Genomic DNA, 15,529 nt, shown 5'->3' with positions numbered 1-15,529 from the left:
AGGCTAACGCCTTCCTACTTTTTTTGTTTCCTATGTTCGCACAAACTACGTTTGGCTCCATTGGAAACAAAAAAAGTGATTTGCTATTGCAAATCACTTTTCTGCTTGGTCGGGATGACAGCATCCACCATATCGTTACAAATAATTGATTTTCAGTATTTTAAATGTATAATCCTAATCAAATCCCTTTTTGGACACTCGATTTATACATAGCTCAAGAACGTATTGATTGTGTGTTAGTTACGAGATAAAATTACAAAAAATATCTAACTATAGCCAAATGCAAAACCTAACTTAAACCAATACCATATTTAAAGGCATTGCCCATAAGTTCCTGCTCTGCTCGTGAAATTCCAATCTCTCCGGCTATTTCCTTCCAACGGCTAACTGATTTGGTAACCTCATCAACAATAGCATCCATTAGTTTTTCGTCCAAACGAAAGTACTCCCCTACCCTTTTTGCCAATTCCAAATCCAAAGCATTGTTATCCATATCAATATTAAGTGCCAATCCATCTTTATCTATGGAAGGATTAATGTCATAAGCAGGGGAAAGTATCCAACCCTTGGGGGTTAGGATAAAACCATGATTACGCAAATGGTCATCGGTATTCGAAACCGCGATATTAAAAACAATCCTACGCCATAGTTGATGTAGGTTTTTATCAATGTTTACCCCATTTGTTTGAATGAATTCGGCGATGTCCAGATAACTTGCTGGGCTATCCCGGATGGTATCCTCATTATTTCCTGTCATAGTCATGGCCGATGAAAAATGGATACGTTCTTTCCTTATCCTATCAAAGCGTTGTGTAAAAAAGGTATGATAGTTTCCAGTAATTTTTTCAATATGGGAGGGTGCCATTTCAATTCCACAATTTATTGCCAATCGATATGCTAAAAATTCCCATGCTCCTTTATCAATGGTATCATTCTTTGAAGGAAATTTTGCTATCCAAAGATTCCCATATTCATCCAAAATATTGGCTTTGGGTCTGGCACCTCCCAATGAAGATCCAGGTGCCATAAGAACTGCCAACCATTTTTTTGCTTCTTCATTGTCCGTGTCATTCTCAAAGTGCTTGGCAGCTTCTTGAAGTTCTCTCACTGACGACCAAGGGGGAGTAGGATTCTCTTCGTTGTTATCCAAGAATGGTCCGTCACGGTCTGTTTTAAAACGTAAAGCTCCCATTCTACTTTCGTCATAAACTCCAAGCAGATAATCGATTTCATATAAAGTAGTAGCTTTTCGATCTTTCTCATTAGATAGTTGGGCTGCACGTCTTTTCATCAAGGTTCTTCCCCAGGTGTCTGGCATGCTATCTAAAAAGACACCAAAGTTTTCCTTCTTATTTGGGTATTGTGGACCCGAATAAAACTGGATATCAGGGTCCAACAATAGTTGTTGTTCCGATTTTATCCAATCCTTATCGTATTCGAAGCTAAAGGCTTTTTTTCCCTTGGCATAATGGGCTGTAAGAACGCCTATCATCTTAGCTTCTGGCATTCCTTGCCAATGTGCATAAACATATATCTCAAATTTACCTTGTGCCATTCTTCCCTGTTATAATAAATCCAAGTCCTGAAGTTTTCTTCCGAATTCGTCATCTGTTGCCAACTTCAAGAAATCATCTTGCAAACCAAGTGCAATCAGAACATTAAAATATGAACCAATCGCTACCTTTGAATTCCCCTTTTCTATCTGATACAAAGTCTTTCTATCTATACCTGCCCGTTCAGATACTTGAATAGTGGTAAGCTTTCTTCGTTTACGGGCAAGCTTTATATTCTCTCCTAATTGCCCCATTATCCTCTGGTATTTTGGAAAAAGGACAGCTTTCTTATTCTTCATAATGGGTATTATTTTCCCCAAATATAACAATTATGGGGATATTAATACTCATATATATCAAAAATTATTTTCAAAATCAATGAGTAATCATCTTTTAAAGTGATCTTATAGGAAAATTTCGACGATTATTTCTAACAGTGAAGGAGTAAGCTTTTAAATTTTTTGTAACAAAGTAAAGGTGATTTTCTAAAAATATTGCGACAAAGTCAGGGTAAATATTGTGCTAAAATTAGCCTAGTGTACTGTACCCAAATAAGCCCTGCTCGCAAAATGGGTCCGTATTGAAACAAATCCCTATTAACCAAACCAGTTGGTTCAACCACATTTCGATAGTACGTTTTTCTATCTTAGCTCGGTCCCAAATCCTTACCCACAAAACATACTAATTATTTAGAGGTGAACCTAAACCAATCTGTTAGTTCTTCTACCAAAAAAGATAAACAATAGCATATCATATTTTTTTCCCAATCTTTCCCTAAGTATTCCAAATGCCTTGGTTATTTGGGCCTCAACTGTTTTTTTGGAAACATTTAGGTATTCCGATATTTCGATGTTGGTAAGGCCTTCTTTTTTGCTCAATACAAAAATTTGTTGGCATTTCGGAGGAAGGTTTTCAATCTCTTTGGTAATTTGAGCAATAATTGGCTCAAAGGATTGCTCACTGTGTAAATTAATTGCTCTTTCCAGACCTTCGAAATATTTGTGTTCCAAAATCATTGTGGAACGCTTTCTCTTGTAGGCATTTATAAATTCATTGTAAACGGACTTGAATAAATAGTTTTGCAATGAAGTATGTACATTGAGCTTCTTTCTTTTCTCCCAAGTTTTTAGAAAAACATTCTGCAGAATGTCCTCTGCAAGTGCATGGTCATTGGTAAGAGATAGTGCGTAACCAAATAGTCTCCGGTTATATAAGTCCACTAGATATACGTATGCTTTTTCATCCCCCTTTTGAAGGCGCTTTATTAAAAACGCATTATCATCGATATTCATAAAAAACTTGGTTAGTCGCAAAATACTGCTATGGTTATTGCAAATATGAAAAAAAAATCAACAAAAAGTAAGGGTATTGCAAAATAGCTATGTCATTACTATAAAGATTGAACCTAATGGCTGGATCAGAGGAAGAAAAAATTATTCTTAAATATCTATCAAACAATGCAACCGCCAAGGAACTTGATGCGTTGTCCGATTGGATTTTAAAAGAAGGCAATACAAAGATTTTTCAGGAATATATTCAATTACATTTTGAGATAATTACCAGTATGAACGGACCTGATACGGATAAGATTAAGCAAAAATTATTGCAGAAAATAAAAAGGGATAAACTCCGAAGGAATTTGACGGGATTTATGAAATATGCTGCTATCGGCTTGTTACTTATTTCTTTAGGCTTATTCTTCCAACAAGTGGGCTCTTTAGCTGATGAAACCGATGTGTTGATCCCTAAAGAAGAGGCTATAACAATTATATTGGGTAATGGGAGAATAGAAACACTAAGAGCCAATGAAAATAGGAATGTGAAAGATGAAGACGGCAATATAATTAGTACGCAGAACAATTCTCAATTGAACTATGCAGGTAAAGCTGAAAACCAAAAATTGATTTACAATACCCTGAATGTTCCTTATGGTAAAAAATTTGATGTGGTTCTATCGGATGGGACCCATGTTTATTTGAATTCAGGTTCCTCCCTTCGTTATCCCATTTCTTTTATACGAGGAGCTAGCCGACAAGTCTTTTTAACAGGAGAGGCTTATTTTGATGTTACCGAAGATAAAAAACATCCTTTTATAGTGAATACCAATGCAATAGACATTCAAGTACTCGGAACAAAATTTAATGTTTCTAACTACCCAGAAGATGACAATATTAATACAGTTCTGGTTGAAGGCGTTGTAAAACTACAGAGGACAGAGAAAAAGTCTTCCAATTTAGATTCTGTAATGTTGGAACCTGGCCACAAAGGGGAATGGAACAAGGATAATAATCACATAACTGTACTTAATGTAGACACAAGTCTTTATACAGCTTGGCTAGGAGGGAAATTGGTTTTCCGTAACACCACGTTCAAACAAATCAGGGAAGCCCTACAGAGACATTATAACGTTATTATAAACAATAGCAATAAGGAATTGGAGGAGCAATTGTTCGATGCCACATTTGATGTAGAAACAATTGACCAAGTTTTAGAATCATTTAACAAAAGTTGGGCTATCGAATATGATATTATAGAAAACGAAGTAATTATTAAATAGAACTTAATCCTTTAAATCTAAAATAAATGAAGTAACACTTTTAAGTAAACTAAACCACAATCATTTTAAGTTAAAAATCGGAAAATGCGGACACATTTCCCGATTTAGTAAAAAATGATTTAAAAAAATTTAAACCAATTAACACTACAAAATTATGAAAAAACTCTTTAATTATGGGGGGTATTTAATATTCCCCTTTAAATTAAGCTTAAAAATGAAGTTAACGCTACTGTTGACAATCGCTGCTTTATTTCAGATACAAGCAAATACATATTCTCAGAATAAGAAAATATCCTTGGATTTTTCCAATACTAGTGTGGAAACCATTATTCATGAAATAGAAGCCATATCTGAATTTAAATTTCTTCTGAATAGAAAGGATGTTGATCTAAGTAGAAAAGTTTCTATTAAGGTAGAGCAACAAAAAATCAAAAGTATCTTATCTAAATTGTTCTCAAATACAGATGTAGTTTATGAGATATTAAATAAACAGATAGTTCTAAGAAAGAGTAAGACCATAACATATCCTTCTCCAAAATTACCGATAAATGAGCCCAGAAATAAACCGATTCAATTTCAGATATCCGGTGCAATAACAGACAAGGACGGCAGCCCTCTACCTGGTGCAAACATTCTAGAAAAAGGCACAAGCAATGGAACTCAAGCAGATTTTGACGGTAAATTTACAATTGAAGTAGGCGATAATAATGCTATTTTAGTAGTTTCTTATATTGGTTTTGGAACCAAGGAGATAAGTCTTGAAGGACAAACCACCATTTCAGTTATTTTAGAAGAAAGTGCAGTCGGAATGGATGAGGTTATAGTAGTTGGTTACGGAACCCAAAAGAAAGTAAATCTTACAGGAGCGGTTGACCAAGTTACTTCCGAACAATTGGAAACAAAAACTGTAGCTAACCTAGGACAGGCATTACAAGGTGTGGTTCCTAATTTAAACATTTCTTTTTCAGACGGTAATCCAACTAAGGATCCTTCCTTCAATATACGGGGAGGCACATCATTTTCAGGCGGAAGTTTCAAGAGTGGCAGCCCCCTTTTTCTGGTAGATGGTATTCCCATGGAAATTAATAATCTCAATCCTTCTGATATAGAAAGCATTTCGGTTTTAAAGGATGCCGCTTCAGCAGCTATTTATGGTGCAAGAGCTGCTTATGGTGTCATACTTGTGACTACGAAGAAAGGTAGTAAAGGCATGAAACCCAGAATAACGTATTCTTCTAGCTACCAGAGTCAACAAGCCATAACGAAGCCCAAACTTTTAAATTCGGTCGAATATCAGGAATCATTGATGAATGCTCAAATTTTAGATGGGGGGGTACCTTCATCAGATGATGAATACAAACTTCAACAAGTCAAGAATTATTTTAATAACCCTGATACTGCCCCTAGTTACTATGTATCAGGGGGAACAAACATTTGGGTTGCAAATGTAGATCCTTGGGACGAGTTTCTGAAATCATCCGCCCCTTTAAAGACCCATGACCTATCTATTTCAGGAGGAACTGATAGTAGTAGTTATTATGCCTCTCTTGGGTATAGGGATCAAGAAGGGTTGGTGGCACTTGGGGATGATTGGAGAAAGACGTACAATGCAATGATTGGATTCAATGCGGATGTATCGGAATGGTTAAATATTGACACCAAAGTTATTTACACAAATACTGGAACAAAACGTCCACATGGACAAGGGGGGTATTCAGCATATTCGGATAATTACTTCGATTTCTTATCTAGGATTGGTTGGCGTGCATTAATGACTCCCAGATTTACGCCAGAGGATTCTCCTGTAGGCGTAATGCCAACCCATACACAGCTAAATGCCTTCATAAATGATGGCAACATAACTACTCAGAATTCAAACTTATTAATGAAAATTGAAGGAACTGTAAGGTTATTCAAGGGACTTGAATTTAAGACAAACTATGCATATAAGTCTATTAATGAAAATCTTAAAATGCATTTGCCTTTAGTATATCGTATAGAAAAGTCATGGACCCCTTTTGCAGAAGGGTTCAGTACTATTAGTAAAACATTTTCCAAAAGTGATTACACAGTTTTCAATGCTTATTTTGATTTTCATAAAACTATCAAGGACAAACATAGTTTTTCCGGAGTTTTAGGTTTTAATCAAGAATTATCTAAATACCGTGATTTAACTGCCCAAGGAAATGATTTGATATCGGATGAGATACCAAGTTTAAAACTTGCTACAGGAGCCAAGACTTCCTCCGATAATGAATCGCATTGGGGTGTTCGTGGAGCGTTCGCCAGGCTGAATTATAATTTCGATGATAAATACCTTGTCGAGATTAATTCAAGATATGATGGCACCTCCAAATTTCCCAGGGGGAATAGATACAAGGTTTTTCCTTCCATTTCAGCTGGGTGGAGAGTTTCTGAAGAGAACTTTATGAAAGGATTATCAGAAGGAATAAGCAATCTTAAACTTAGAGCCTCCTTTGGGAGCTTGGGTAATCAAGATGTCGCTAACTATGCCTATATATCAACTTATGGACTTACTCTCGAGGTGCCCTATTTAATGAATGGAATGCGACCAATTGGAATTACTTCCCCCGGCTTGGTAAGTCCCCAATTGACATGGGAGACGGCAACCACGGTCGATTTTGGAATGGATTTGACCTTATGGAATAAGTTAGGAGTTAATTTCGATTGGTACAAAAGAAAAACTAGCGATATTTTAACAACTGCCGAACAGCTTCCTTCTGTTTTAGGAACGAGTGTTCCTAATAGCAATACAGGAATTATGAAAACTGAAGGTTGGGAATTTTCTGCTAAATGGAATGATCGATTAAAAAATGGAATAAATTATGATTTTTCCTTCGTTCTTTCTGATAGCCAGTCGGAAGTTGTTAGATTTTCAGGTAATCCGCAAAAAATAGTTTCTTCCCTTTATGAAGGCAAAAAAATGGGAGAAATTTGGGGGTTGAAAACGGTTGGAATTTTTCAATCAGATCAGGAAGTTGATGTTTCTCCAAGTCAATCACAAATTGATGGTGGAGTCTGGCGCCCAGGCGATGTGCAATATGAAGATATTGATGGAGATGGAAAAATATCATATGGTGAGTCCACGGTCTCCAATCCTGGTGACAAGCAGATTGTTGGTAATTCACTACCAAGATTCCAATATGGTCTAAATACAAATATTAGTTGGAAAAATATTGACTTTAATATGTTTTGGCAAGGAACTGCGAAAAGAGATTATTGGACAAACAGTTATCTCTATTGGGGGTTGATTCGTGGTTCAAACATCCATGGGGGCATTGGCACTCCTGAGATGTACTATGATTCTTGGACGCCGGAACGACAGGACGCCTTCTTTCCTGCCTATAAGCCAGCATTTAAAAATATGGAGATACAATCTAGATACCTTTTGAATGCTGCATTTGTGCGATTGAAAAATATAACTATTGGTTTTACAATTCCAGATGAAATAACAAAAAAAGTAAAAATAGAAAGACTTCGTTTGTTTACTTCTGGCTTCAACTTATTGACCTTTTCAAAGGTGCCAAAGTTTATGGACCCAGAAAACTTGAACGATGCGTATCCTTTGACTAGATCATTCACTATTGGCGTACAAGCTACTTTTTAACAATTAACTTCAAAATGAACTTCGATGAAAACTAAATATATTATAATATTTTTTATTGCTATTGGTCTTATATCAAGCTGCGATGATGATTTCCTTGAGCTTTATCCCCTGGATAGTGTTGTTGACCAAAACTATTGGAATAATGAATCAGATTTAAAACTATTTGCGAATTCTTTTTACGGTCGATATATAGAGGGGTTTGACAACACCCTTGGTATACGTAATCCATATGGATATAGAGGTTCTTCAATTCCTTATGGGGATTTACATTCGGACAATGCACTTTCAGAAAACCTTTCTACAGGTAGAATGGTAAATGGTCTTTATGTAATTCCAAGTCAAGCCGGAACAGGTGGGTGGAATTGGGAAAATGTCAGGGATTTGAATTTCTTCCTAGCCAATTATAAGAAGGCAGATATAAAACCAGAAATAAAAAATATCTATGCAGGGGAAATTATGTTTTTTAAAACAATGGAATATTTTAATAAAATAAAACTATTTGGTGAAGTTCCTTGGTACAGTGAACCTTTAAATCCGGATTCAGAAGCGTTGTACAATCCTAAAACACCACGTGCAGCATTAATGGACTCCGTTTTATTAGCCATTGATAGATCCGTGGAATGGTTACCCGCAAAAGGCAGTGAAGGCGATGGAAGGCTGAATAAAGATATGGCTTTACTGCTTAAGGCACGTGTGTGCCTATACGAAGGCACATTTAGGAAATATCACACTGAACTAGGACTTTCCGGAGAAAAATTTCTTAATGAGGCTGTTAAGGCTTCGGAGGAATTAATGAATTCCTCCCATTATTCTATTTGGAGTACAGGAGATCCCGCAAATGATTATCACAATTTATTTATTCAGGATAGTTATGCTTCCAATCCTGAAATAATCCTTTGGAAAGAATATAGCAGTGGACTACTCGGACATGGGTTTTTACGCTACTATCTTTGGAGTATAGGTGAGAATTTAGCCGGTTTTTCTAGGTCTTTGATGGATGAGTATCTTTGTTCGGATGGACTACCTACCTCAGAAAGTCCATTATTTATGGGAAAAGATAGCTTACAGGTCGAGTTCAAAAACCGGGACCCTCGCTTGGCCCAAACAGTTTGTCCACCAGGTCAATACGCCTTGGATAATAGTTTAACCGGTTCTTTCGTCGCTCGAGGAAAAGGATATAATGGAGAAATGCCAGGGATAAGAGGAAGTGGTGAAGAGTTCCCAACCCCAACAGGATATTGGCCTATAAAATTCTGGAAAAATGACCAAGCAGAAGTCAATTCTATACAGACAGGAACTATGCCATGTCCAATTTTTAGATATGCGGAAGTATTATTAATCAATTCGGAAGCCCATGCGGAACTCGGAACTTGTACCCAAAACATTTTAGATAACACAATAAACATTTTAAGGAACAGGGCAGGAATGCCTAATTTACAATTAACCAACTTACCAATTGATCCAGTATTAGATGAGCGATATTCAAATTATTGCGGATACATACCCGATGCGCTCCTAAGGGAAATTAGAAGGGAAAGACGTGTAGAGCTTGTTTGGGAGAATTTTCGATGGGATGATCTTGTTCGTTGGAGAGCAGGTAAGTTACTTACAGTTCCTGAAGCAGTAGGAGGAATGAAATTTAATCAATACCAGTATCCTGCAGTTGTTCCGGGTAGTGATGTTTTCCTTGACACTGAGGGTTTTTTGGACCCATATAGAAACGCATTGCCTGGAGGTAGAATTTTTGAAGAACCCAAAAACTACTATTTCCCGATACCCATAGAAGATTTGGTCATCAATCCAAATTTAACTCAAAGCCCTGGTTGGGAAAATTAAATATGTTTTCAATTGTTTTGGCAAGGAACTCGAATTCTTTGCTAAAACAATTAGAAATAAAAAAGTTACCACTATGGGACAATTTACAATTTACTTGTGGAGTTCGGTGAAAGTCATCATTTTCATGAGCGCATTATTTTCAATTTTTTCCGTTAATAGCCAGACTGTTGCTGAAATTGCTATTGAACAAGCAAATCGAGAACTATGGTATAAATATATCGATAAGTATGGCATTATTAATGATTTTGTTGGGGAACGACCAACCGCTATGGACTGTAGGTTATCAAGGCCAAATGCTTTTGGATGGTGGACACCCATAGAAAATGGTGGATTTTTCAATGGTATATATTTAATGGCCGCTTGTGAACGTGTCAGGTTAACAAACTCAGATGTAGACAGGGACAAAGCCCGTATTTTGGCGCAAGGTTTGCTTAAACTTGCCTTGGTTTCTGATGTACCCGGTTTTATTTCGAGAGGAATAAGCGATGATGGAAAAACCCATTACCCTAATGGATCTAATGATCAGACCATACCATGGTTTTTTGGACTTAATCATTATTTGAATTCAGACATCCCTTCAATTAAAGAAAAAAAAATCATAAAGGATAAAATGATTGAAGTGGCGCAAGCAATAAGACTAAATAATTGGGGGTTTCCAAGTGATGGAATGTTCACAGGAGGATCAAGGGATGACCTGGAGGATTACCGATTTTTGGAGGCTCCTTGTTATTTATGGCTTCTCCTAACAATGCACAAATTAACCGATGACATAACATGGTTTAATCAGTATCAAGCTGCATTAAAAGATGTATCTAATGTGGGTGACAAAACGAGAATAGAAATATGCTCAGAAGGTATTGCTTATTCCGCAGATTATGAAGTTTGGGGCAATAGAAGGGACTATTTATGGGTATATGTAATAAAACAAGCCTCGCTAATTGAGTTACTTAAAATGGAAAAGGAAGATTCCATCCGTTCATTATACCTAAAGGGAATAATGAATAACAAAGATTTTGCAATGGAATATGCCAACGAATTTTCCAAATTTGATAACAATGACACAAAAAAATATGGTAATAGTGATTGGAGGGCAAGTTATTCTGAATGGTATCCACAATTCACAGTTGATGAGGCCATAAGTATATCACGTCTTAAAAACGATGAAATAACGGGTCACAGAAAAGGCTATGAGAGAACCTATATGACCAATCCATTGGCAGCGGCCTCGATCATAGCTTTAGTTGGTGATCCAGATGATTGTGAATTGATCGATAAGATTGTTGCGCATTATGATTATTCAAAGCTAAACCTAGGCGAATTTTTTTTTGCAGAATTTGCCTACTATGTAAAAAAATGCAATTAACAAGCTCCTAAAGAGTTGTGATCACCTCAACTTATAAAAATAATTAATTGGTAGAATTAAGGATGTTAAAAAAAAGAAAAAACAATTGGTCAACTGATATCAAGAGATTCTAGTTCCATTGTATTTCAATTAAAGTACCATTCAAAAAGTTATTAAAAAAGATAAGGCTACTTAAATAAAGAGTATTTAAACTTCGATAATTCCAAAAAACTAAACAATTAAATGAAAAAGAATAAACGTATTTCAAAAGGATTAGAATATTTATGTTCACTAATTGCATTTTGCTTGGTATTTGTCGTCAATGCCCAAAATTTAGTTGAGGACGCAGTAGAACAAGCTAATATAGAACTTTGGGGCAAGTTCATCGATAAGTATGGAATTGTAAACGACTTTGTAGGCCAAAGGCCAACTGCTTTTGACGCAAAACTCTCTAGGCCCAATGCGTTTGGGTGGTGGACCCCCATAGAAGATGGTGCCTTCTTCACAGGCATGTACCTAATTGCAGCATGTGAAAGAGCAAAATCAACAAGGTTGGATGTTGACAGGGACAAGGCACGAATTCTTGCTCAAGGGTTGCTTAAACTATCTTCTGTTTCTGACATACCAGGGTTTATTTCCCGAGGAGTGAGCACAGATGGGGTTACTCATTACCCAAATGGATCCAACGATCAAACTATACCTTGGTTTTATGGACTATATCATTATCTAAAAACAGATATTCCTTCAATAAAGGAAAGTGAAATCATAAAAAGCAAGTTGATAGAAGTAGTCAATGCAATACGGCTCAATAATTGGCAATTTCCAAGTGATGGTCTTTTTACAGGAAAATCCCGCGATGATCTTAAAGACGATAGATTCTTGGAAGTCCCTTGTTATCTGTTGTTGCTAAGATGCATGTACGAACTCACAGGAGATATTTCTTGGTTAAATTGGTATCAAAATGCATTAAATGAAGCCCCCGAAGGAGGCTCACTAATAAGAGCAGACATTTGCGCACAGGGTATTGCTTATGATCAGGATATGTGGGGCGATAGAAGGGATTATTTATGGATATATGTAATGAAACAGGCTTCTCTTGTTGAACTAGCAAAATTGGAAAAAAATAGGTATATCCGTTCCAAGTTTTTAGACGGTATCAACAGCAATAGAACATTTGTAATGGAATATGCAAAGGAGTTTACCAAATTCGACAATAATGATAAAAAGACCTTCGGAAATAAAGAATGGAGAGAGGTTTACGCGGATTGGTATCCACAATTTACTATAGATGAAGCGATAAACGTATCCAAACTTAGCAACAAAGACAAAATCGGCCAACGAAAAGGCTATGAGAAAGTATATATGACCTCCCCTCTGTCTGCAGTTTCCATAATCGCATTGGCAGGGAACTCCAAGGATTGTGAACTTATCGATAAGATAATTTCTCATTATGATTATTCAAAGTTGTACTTATCGGAGTTTTTTTATGCGGAGTTTGCCTATTACCTAAAAGAATGCGATTAGTGTACTTTTTTAGAGTAAGGGCAGATACTTAAGGTACATAATAGATACTATAAGTAATCTATAAAAATAAGGAGTAAATGAATCTGTTTAAGAGATATATGACAGTATTATTAAGATATTTAGTTTTCCAATTTACCTTTTTTGTTGTTTTTTTTGGGAACGCACAAAATGTAATTCGTGATGCAGTTGAAAAGGCCAATTATGAACTTTGGGACAAGTTTATTGATAAGTACGGAATTGTCAATGATTTTCAAGGTGAGCGTCCTACGGCATATGATTCCATGTTGTCAAGGCCCAATGGTTTTGGATGGTGGACTCCTATAGAAAATGGTGCGTTCTTCACAGGAATGTATTTAATGGCTGCATGCGAGAGGGCAAAATCGACAAAATTAGATGTCGACAAAGATAAGGTACGTATTCTTGTACAGGGATTGCTTAAGCTTGCCTCGGTTTCAGATGTGCCCGGTTTTATATCCCGAGGATTGAGTACAGACGGAAAGACCCATTATCCAAATGGATCAATTGATCAATCTATTCCATGGTTTTATGGCCTTTATCATTACCTGACAACAGATATACCTACAACTAAAGAAAGGGAAATTATTAAAAGGAAATTGATAGAAATTGTTGATGCAATTAGAATTAATAATTGGAAAATTCCTAGTGATGGATTTTTTACAGGTAAATCTCCTAATAATATTAAGGAAAATAGATTTTTAGAAGTCCCGTGTTACCTTCTACTGCTTAGATGTATGTACGAACTCACAGAAGATATTTCTTGGTTAAATCGGTACAAAAATGCATTAAATGAAATTCCCGAAGGAGGTACACTAATAAGAGCAGACATTTGCGCACAGGGTATTGCTTATGATCAGGATATGTGGGGTGAAAGTAAGAGTTACTTATGGATTTATGTAATGAAACAAGCGGCATTGGTTGAATTGGCTAAAATGGAGAAAGATGAGTCGGTTCGTGCGAAATTCATACAAGGTGTCAAAAACAATAGGGACTTTGTGATGAGGTTTACCAGCACCTTTTCTAATTTTAACAATCAAGATCAAAGAATTTTCGGTAATAAGTATTGGAGAGAGTGTTATACGGATTGGTATCCCCAGTTGACAGTTGATGATGCCTTTAGAATTTCAAATCTTAGAAATCATGATGAAATTGGCCAGCGTAAGGCTTATGAGAGAACCTATATGACCTCACCCCTGTCGGCCGTTTCGATAATTGCTTTGGCTGGAATTTCCATTGATTGTGATTTAATTGATGAGGTAATTTCTCATTACGATTATTCAAAATTGTACCTAGCAGAATTTTTCTATGCGGAATTGGCTTATTATGTCAAGTCATGTGAATAATTGACAACAGGTTAGCCCAATTTACCATGTACAAACTTACTTGGTGGAATATGGCGGCCAATTTTTAATAATACATATAATTTGTAGATCTTACATGATTTCATTTATAATTTCAATACTCTCTTTAATCCTAGGCTATTTTACCTACGGGAAATTTGTGGAGAAAATATTCGGAGTGGAGGAAGACCGGCCCACTCCCGCAATAAGGTTACAGGATGATGTGGATTTTATGCCCTTGCCGGCATGGCGTATTTTTCTCATCCAATTTCTGAACATTGCAGGTCTTGGCCCAATTTTCGGAGCAATAGCCGGTGCCATGTTCGGACCTGCCGCTTTTCTATGGATCGTACTAGGGAGTATCTTTGCAGGGGCTGTCCACGACTATTTTTCGGGCATGCTTTCTGTGCGCCACGACGGACTTAGTATTAGTGAGGTAGTAGGCATTTACCTTGGTCCAAAGATGAAGCATTTTATGCGCTACTTCACTATTATACTTTTGATTTTTGTCGGCACCGTATTCTTGATGGGTCCAGCCAAGATCATTGATGGTATGACGGGGAATATGTGGAACCTATGGGTTTGGGTGGGCATTATTTTGGTCTATTATATTCTTTCTACGCTTTTGCCCATTGATAAAATGATAAGTAAGCTCTATCCAGTTTTTGGTATAGCCATGCTTTTGATGGCCGTTGGGCTGCTTTTGGCACTTTTATTTGGGGATTACTACATCCCTGAAATTGTACCGGCCAATTTGAGGAATATGACCACTAGTCCTTCTGACACTCCCTTATTTCCTATCCTGTTCGTGACCATAGCATGTGGTGCCATATCAGGATTCCATGCAACACAATCCCCCTTGATGGCACGTTGTATGAAGAATGAAACATTGGGAAGAAAGATTTTTTATGGTACTATGATAACCGAAGGTATAGTGGCCCTGATCTGGGCCGCAGCGGCAATGACCTTCTTTGGCAATGTAGAATCGCTCAATGGCGCCATGTTGGCCAATAACAGTAATGCCGCTTGGGCAGCCAATGAAATATCGCTAAACATGTTGGGTAGCGTAGGAGGGGTGTTGGCCTTGTTGGGTATCGTAGCGGCACCTATTACTTCTGGAGATACTGCTTTTAGGTCGGCCAGATTGATTCTCGCAGACATATTTAAAACAGATCAAAAGAAGATCAAAAACAGGCTTTACCTGAGCTTACCGTTGTTTGTTATTGCCTTTGCGCTTACCCAGATAGATTTTGGTATTATATGGCGTTATTTTGCTTGGAGCAACCAGACATTGGCCACGGTCGTGTTATGGACTATTACGGCCTATCTTATGTATAATAACAAAGCATTTTGGGTAACCTTGTTGCCAGCGATTTTTATGACCATGGTCTGTAGTACATACATTTTAATTGCTCCTGAAGGGTTTGAATTGGCAAATAATCTGGCTTATATAGGAGGGGCAACCATTACGCTGTGCATAACTATCCTCTTTTGGATGTATACAGCTAAAAGACAAAAATATTCAGGGGCGTTGCCCACTAGTTAAAAATTTTGAGTTGAGTTAGTTTAGTTGCAAAAGGAACAATGGGAAACTGTTGTTCCTTTTATTTGCTAGGTAGCAATATTACAAGTTGCGGGGACATAAAACTCCTTTATAAATCAGTCTCTATTGTAAATAAGTAATCAGTACTTGATATAGCCAATTCTCAAAATCCTGGGATCATTTCAATT

General features: G+C 36.8%; 10 protein-coding genes. 7 read left to right on the top strand and 3 right to left on the bottom strand.

Going from position 1 to position 15,529, the window contains the following annotated elements; genetic code table 11:
- Positions 1 to 289: 289 nt before the first annotated feature.
- From KO529_RS04360 to KO529_RS04350, 3 genes are all read right to left on the bottom strand, one after another.
- Positions 290 to 1,555, bottom strand: coding sequence for a type II toxin-antitoxin system HipA family toxin (locus KO529_RS04360; RefSeq protein WP_215946681.1), 1,266 nt, complete (start codon positions 1,553 to 1,555; stop codon positions 290 to 292).
- 9 nt (positions 1,556 to 1,564) lie between these two features.
- Entirely contained in the window at positions 1,565 to 1,852 is a 288-nt protein-coding gene (locus tag KO529_RS04355; protein ID WP_093978909.1) for a helix-turn-helix domain-containing protein, read from the bottom strand.
- A gap of 402 nt (positions 1,853 to 2,254) precedes the next feature.
- Entirely contained in the window at positions 2,255 to 2,845 is a 591-nt protein-coding gene (locus tag KO529_RS04350) for an RNA polymerase sigma factor (protein ID WP_215946680.1), read from the bottom strand.
- A 116-nt stretch (positions 2,846 to 2,961) separates the two neighbouring features.
- Between KO529_RS04350 and KO529_RS04345 the strand changes: the two genes are divergently transcribed.
- The 7 genes from KO529_RS04345 (at position 2,962) to KO529_RS04315 (ending at position 15,344) form a co-directional block, all read left to right on the top strand.
- Positions 2,962 to 4,110 carry a FecR family protein gene (locus KO529_RS04345; protein WP_215946679.1) on the top strand — a complete coding sequence of 383 codons (1,149 nt, stop codon included), beginning with the start codon at positions 2,962 to 2,964 and terminating at the stop codon, positions 4,108 to 4,110.
- 154 nt (positions 4,111 to 4,264) lie between these two features.
- Entirely contained in the window at positions 4,265 to 7,738 is a 3,474-nt protein-coding gene (locus KO529_RS04340) for a TonB-dependent receptor (protein ID WP_215946678.1), read from the top strand.
- Between the two features lie 24 nt (positions 7,739 to 7,762).
- Positions 7,763 to 9,574 carry a RagB/SusD family nutrient uptake outer membrane protein gene (locus tag KO529_RS04335; protein WP_215946677.1) on the top strand — a complete coding sequence of 604 codons (1,812 nt, stop codon included), beginning with the start codon at positions 7,763 to 7,765 and terminating at the stop codon, positions 9,572 to 9,574.
- A gap of 124 nt (positions 9,575 to 9,698) precedes the next feature.
- Complete coding sequence (locus KO529_RS04330) at positions 9,699 to 10,937, top strand: hypothetical protein (protein ID WP_215946676.1); 1,239 nt, start codon at positions 9,699 to 9,701, stop codon at positions 10,935 to 10,937.
- A 222-nt stretch (positions 10,938 to 11,159) separates the two neighbouring features.
- Positions 11,160 to 12,440: a hypothetical protein gene (locus tag KO529_RS04325; protein WP_215946675.1), complete on the top strand. Its 1,281-nt coding sequence runs from the start codon at positions 11,160 to 11,162 to the stop codon at positions 12,438 to 12,440.
- Between the two features lie 77 nt (positions 12,441 to 12,517).
- Positions 12,518 to 13,801 carry a hypothetical protein gene (locus tag KO529_RS04320; protein WP_215946674.1) on the top strand — a complete coding sequence of 428 codons (1,284 nt, stop codon included), beginning with the start codon at positions 12,518 to 12,520 and terminating at the stop codon, positions 13,799 to 13,801.
- 94 nt (positions 13,802 to 13,895) lie between these two features.
- Entirely contained in the window at positions 13,896 to 15,344 is a 1,449-nt protein-coding gene (locus KO529_RS04315; protein WP_215946673.1) for a carbon starvation CstA family protein, read from the top strand.
- Positions 15,345 to 15,529 lie beyond the last annotated feature (185 nt).

Origin of the sequence: Arenibacter algicola (genome assembly GCF_018860365.1) — a bacterium.
Classification (GTDB): domain Bacteria; phylum Bacteroidota; class Bacteroidia; order Flavobacteriales; family Flavobacteriaceae; genus Arenibacter; species Arenibacter algicola_B.
Note: the sequence above shows the minus strand (reverse complement) of the source record. Positions and strands in the feature narration are given on the sequence as shown.

What these genes read in the sequence shown, in the direction of transcription:
- KO529_RS04345 (WP_215946679.1), top strand. Translation starts at nt 2,962, where the DNA reads ATGGCTGGATCAGAGGAAGAAAAAATTATTCTTAAATATCTATCAAAC.
- KO529_RS04315 (WP_215946673.1), top strand. Translation starts at nt 13,896, where the DNA reads ATGATTTCATTTATAATTTCAATACTCTCTTTAATCCTAGGCTATTTT.
- KO529_RS04360 (WP_215946681.1), bottom strand. Translation starts at nt 1,555, where the DNA reads ATGGCACAAGGTAAATTTGAGATATATGTTTATGCACATTGGCAAGGA.
- KO529_RS04350 (WP_215946680.1), bottom strand. Translation starts at nt 2,845, where the DNA reads ATGAATATCGATGATAATGCGTTTTTAATAAAGCGCCTTCAAAAGGGG.
- KO529_RS04325 (WP_215946675.1), top strand. Translation starts at nt 11,160, where the DNA reads ATGAAAAAGAATAAACGTATTTCAAAAGGATTAGAATATTTATGTTCA.
- KO529_RS04340 (WP_215946678.1), top strand. Translation starts at nt 4,265, where the DNA reads ATGAAAAAACTCTTTAATTATGGGGGGTATTTAATATTCCCCTTTAAA.
- KO529_RS04355 (WP_093978909.1), bottom strand. Translation starts at nt 1,852, where the DNA reads ATGAAGAATAAGAAAGCTGTCCTTTTTCCAAAATACCAGAGGATAATG.
- KO529_RS04335 (WP_215946677.1), top strand. Translation starts at nt 7,763, where the DNA reads ATGAAAACTAAATATATTATAATATTTTTTATTGCTATTGGTCTTATA.
- KO529_RS04320 (WP_215946674.1), top strand. Translation starts at nt 12,518, where the DNA reads ATGAATCTGTTTAAGAGATATATGACAGTATTATTAAGATATTTAGTT.
- KO529_RS04330 (WP_215946676.1), top strand. Translation starts at nt 9,699, where the DNA reads ATGAGCGCATTATTTTCAATTTTTTCCGTTAATAGCCAGACTGTTGCT.